The organism is Rhodopseudomonas sp. BR0C11 (assembly GCF_010820945.1).
GTDB lineage: Bacteria > Pseudomonadota > Alphaproteobacteria > Rhizobiales > Xanthobacteraceae > Rhodopseudomonas > Rhodopseudomonas palustris_H.
Map to the genome: position 1 here is coordinate 1 of NZ_QTKI01000495.1, position 3,162 is coordinate 3,162.

Below are 3,162 nucleotides of genomic sequence, written 5' to 3' on the forward strand. Positions count from 1 at the left end.
TGTTCTGAGTGCGCTGGGCCGCGGATTCGGCAGCGTGATGGTGCAGCCGGTGCATGGGAATGCCGATAAGCCGGCAATCCGTATTCTGGTGCGTGCGACGAAGGGCGGGCGGGCGCCGCTGGTGCTTTTTCCAGGTTTGCTGCTCAACGACCCGTCGGGTCACCCGAATCCGATCGCGCGCGCGGTGCTCGCCGGGGAGCAAATTCTGCCGCTGGCGCAATCCTAATCAGCGGCTGGGCAAAAACTGCGCAGCGCTGATTACTGCGGTTGCGGTTCGTTGTGCTTGGCCGGTGCGCTGGTGACGTGCACGGCTGCGAGAATTGCCGCGATCAACAACATCAGCAGGTAAATTTTCATCGGTCCCTCCGCTGCGTCGTTGCAGCCTCGTCCCTATATGAAGCCTGCGTTGCAAAACACGTTCCATACCTACCAAATGGTGGCATCCAAGATGGTCGACAATAGGGTGAAGCGATGAGCGATGCTGCGATCAGCGGTCGCAGCGAGCAGGGTTGGCTCGCCGGTCTCGGTAACTGGATTCCGGCGCGCTTCCGGCGCGACATTCCGGTGGTGCCGGTGGTGCGGCTGTCAGGCACGATCGGCGCGGTGACGCCGTTGCGGCCGGGCCTGACGCTGGCCGGAGTCGCCAAGCTGCTCGATCGTGCATTCTCCACCCGCAACGCCAAGGCGGTGGCGCTGGCGATCAATTCGCCGGGCGGCTCGCCGGTGCAATCGCGGCTGATCTATCTGCGCATCCGTGCGCTTGCCGCCGAGAAGAAGCTGCCGGTCTACGCGTTCGTCGAGGATGTCGCGGCCTCGGGCGGCTACATGATCGCGTGCGCGGCCGACGAGATCTATTGCGATCCGTCGTCGATCCTCGGCTCGATCGGCGTGGTCGGCGGCGGCTTCGGCTTTCAGGACCTGATCAAGAAGATCGGCGTCGAGCGCCGGCTCTACACCGCCGGCGAGCGCAAGGCGCAGCTCGATCCGTTCCTGCCGGAAGACCCTCAGGAGGTCGCGCGGCTGAAGGTGCTGCAGCAGGAAATCCACGCGCTGTTCATCGCATTGGTGAAAGAGAGCCGCGGCACCCGGCTGAAGGGCGAGGAGTCCAAGCTGTTCACCGGCGAGTACTGGGCCGGCGCCACCTCGGTGTCGCTCGGCCTTGCTGATTCGATCGGTGATCTGCGCGCGGTGCTACGCGGCAAGTTCGGCGACAAGGTCCGCACCCCGCTGATCTCGCCGCCGACCGGTCTGCTTGCCAATCTGTCGCGTAAATCCGGCGGTGCCGGAACTGCGCTCGACGGCGTGGCGGCACTGCCCGAATCAATGATTACGGCGCTGGAAACACGGGCGATCTGGGCCAAATACGGCTTTTAGAAGATACGCGGCCGCGCGGCCTCCGCGCCATTTGGTCCCGTCAGCGTGAGTTGCGAGTGATCGCCCACTGAGCGAAGATGCAAACAGGGGCGTGACGCGACTCAAGGAGAGGTTGGACGATGCCGCCGCTGCTCGTATTGGCTGGAAGCCTGGTGGGCATCGCCATGGTGCGGTGGGCCTTCCGCACGGCCGGACGCGTCAATCAGGAGCTCGAGGTCGCCCGCGCAACGGTGTTTGCCGAGGCGGACCGCGCCAAGCTGCCGACGCTGCGGCCCGACCCGGTGACCGGCGCTTATCGGCCGGGCTGAACTTCAGATCGGACTGATCTCTTCAATCGGTGATGTGGGAATCGGTGCGCCGGCCCGAAGGGCGGGGCATCACCCATCGGGCCGGCGCGCAACCTTGGAGGTTGCAAACTTTTATGAGCGGCCGAGCGATCCGCTGAGCAGCGGCGCGACCACCAGCACGACCAGCGCAGCACTCATGGCATGAAAGGCTGTCATTTCGGCTCTCCGTCGTTTCGGCGCCGGCTTCCCGGCCGAGCGCCACGTCCCTGGAGGCCGATGGTTACCCATCAGTTGCTAACGAATTTCAGCTTTTAGCGATCGCCGTAGCGGGTGGTTAAGGAGGCGTTAACCGGCGATTTGGCCCGTTCATCGCCTTGATTTGCCGGGTCGTGGTCGATACGGTCCGGCCACTTTTCCAAAAACCCTCGTGAATCCAAAGCCGATCATGGACCCGACGCCTCCGCACATGCGCCCGGAACGTTCGTTCCAGGGCCTGATCCTGACGCTGCAGCGCTTCTGGGCCGATTATGGCTGCGTCATCCTGCAGCCCTACGACATGGAAGTCGGCGCCGGCACCTTCCATCCGGCCACCACGCTGCGGGCGCTCGGCCCGAAGCGCTGGAACGCCGCTTACGTGCAGCCGTCGCGCCGGCCCAAGGACGGCCGCTACGGCGAGAACCCGAACCGGCTGCAGCACTACTATCAGTTCCAGGTGATCCTGAAGCCGTCCCCGCCCGACATCCAGGACCTGTACCTGAAGTCGCTGGCCGCGATCGGGGTCGACACCGCGCTGCACGACGTGCGCTTCGTCGAAGACGACTGGGAAAGCCCGACGCTGGGCGCCTGGGGCCTCGGCTGGGAGTGCTGGTGCGACGGCATGGAAGTCAGCCAGTTCACCTACTTCCAGCAGGTTGCCGGCGTCGAATGCGCGCCGGTTGCCGGCGAACTCACTTACGGTCTCGAGCGGCTGGCGATGTACGTCCAGGGCATCGACCGCGTCTACGATCTCAACTTCAACGGCCGCGACGGCGACGACAAGGTCACCTACGGCGACGTGTTCCTGCAGGCCGAGAAGGAATACTCGAAGCACAATTTCGAGGTCGCCGACACCGAGATGCTGTTCGAGCAGTTCAAGATGGCCGAGGCCGCCTGCAAGAAATATCTCGACGCCGGCTGGGTGATGTCCGCCGATGGCGGCAAGCGCGAAGCCCACGCCATGGCGCTGCCGGCCTACGACCAGTGCATCAAGGCCAGCCACGTCTTCAACCTGCTCGACGCGCGCGGCGTGATCTCCGTCACCGAACGCCAAAGCTACATCCTCCGCGTCCGCGAACTGGCGAAAGCCTGCGGCGAAGCCTGGGTGCACACCGAAGCGGGACGGGCGGAGACTTAAAGCACGGACTAATCACCCGCCCCTGGAGGGGCAGGGTCGCTCGCATGCGAGCAGGATACACGATAACGAGGACGCCTCTGCTCCCCTCCCCCTTGCGGGGGGGGGGGC

At 64.8% G+C, this 3,162-nt stretch carries 3 protein-coding genes and 1 pseudogene; all 4 read left to right on the forward strand.

The genetic code is table 11. The annotated features are described in order from the left end of the window. Positions 1–226: pseudogene (locus tag DYI24_RS24010) on the forward strand (methyltransferase); the annotation flags it as partial. A 245-nt stretch (positions 227–471) separates the two neighbouring features. Beyond that, the gene (locus tag DYI24_RS24015; RefSeq protein WP_164574109.1) at positions 472–1,374 is read left to right on the forward strand and encodes a S49 family peptidase; all 903 of its coding nucleotides are present in this window, start codon (positions 472–474) and stop codon (positions 1,372–1,374) included. A 119-nt stretch (positions 1,375–1,493) separates the two neighbouring features. After that, positions 1,494–1,682, forward strand: coding sequence for a DUF4234 domain-containing protein (locus tag DYI24_RS24020; RefSeq protein ID WP_107343220.1), 189 nt, complete (start codon positions 1,494–1,496; stop codon positions 1,680–1,682). A gap of 424 nt (positions 1,683–2,106) precedes the next feature. After that, a complete protein-coding gene (locus DYI24_RS24025) occupies positions 2,107–3,054 on the forward strand; it encodes a glycine--tRNA ligase subunit alpha (protein WP_107354447.1) in 948 nt (315 codons plus the stop codon). The last annotated feature ends 108 nt before the right edge of the window (positions 3,055–3,162 follow it).